Origin of the sequence: Stenotrophomonas sp. Ste96 (assembly GCF_024519495.1) — a bacterium.
Taxonomy (GTDB): domain Bacteria; phylum Pseudomonadota; class Gammaproteobacteria; order Xanthomonadales; family Xanthomonadaceae; genus Stenotrophomonas; species Stenotrophomonas bentonitica_A.
On record NZ_JALJRX010000035.1, the window covers coordinates 1 to 934 of the forward strand.

The 934-nt window shown below is 68.4% G+C and carries 1 protein-coding gene and 1 pseudogene; both read left to right on the top strand.

Annotation, left to right across the window (positions count from 1 at the left end; translation table 11 throughout):
- Positions 1-696: TolC family protein (locus OC373_RS18690; RefSeq protein WP_261998276.1), on the top strand; the 696-nt coding region annotated here is incomplete at its 5' end.
- Positions 693-934 (top strand): annotated as a pseudogene (locus tag OC373_RS18695) (HlyD family secretion protein); the annotation flags it as partial. The gene OC373_RS18690 and the pseudogene OC373_RS18695, both read left to right, overlap by 4 nt.

Here is a 934-nt window from a genome sequence, read left to right on the forward strand (position 1 = left end):
GAGCAGACCAGCCTCAAGCGCGAGCGGATCGAACGCCTCGCGGCCAAGCAGGAGGCGGCCGCAACCTTGAACGCCGTGCTGGGGCGCCGTTCCGATGCACCGCTGGTGACTCCCGATGAAGCGCCGCGTCTGACCGTTCACAGCGCCTCGCTCGCCGAGGCGCTGGATGGCGCCGACGCGCACCCCGCGGTGCGCTCACAGCAGGCCCGCGCCGACGCCGCGCGCACGAACGTGGTGCTGGAGCGTCGCAACCGTTTTCCTGACCTCACCCTCGGCGTGGGTGCGATGCAGCTCGGCAATGGCATCGAGAGCACAGAGCTGATGCTTGAAGTCGAGATCCCGTTCCAGCAGCGTGCGCGCCGCGAGCGCGAGCGCGAATCACGCCTGCTCGAAGACGCGGCGCTGGCACGCATGGACGCCACGCTACGGGCCGTCGAGGAACGCAGCACCACCGCATGGTCGCAGTGGACCAGCGCACGCGAGCGCCGCGGGCTGATCGAGAACACGCTGCTGCCGCAGGCCGACGCCACCTGGCAATCCGCGCTGGCCAGCTACCAGGTTGGCGAAGTCGACTTCGGAACGCTGCTGGAAGCACTCAATGAATGGCAGGGCGCCGACCTCGCACGGGTCGATGCACTGCGTGACGAACTGTTGGGCGCCGCCGCCGTGCGCGCTATCGAAGGAGAGATCCGATGACCCGTGTCCAGACCCTGTCGCTCGCCATCGGCTTCGCAGTCGCCGCCCTCGCCGTCGGCTGGATGGCTGGCCGCGCAACGAATGATTCCCCGACCGCAGCCACGTCCGCCGAGGCGCCGGCCGCGGAACGCAAGGTGCTCTATTACCGCAATCCCATGGGTCTGCCGGACACCTCGCCGGTGCCCAAGAAGGACTCGATGGGCATGGACTATGTTCCGGTTTATGCCGACGACACGCC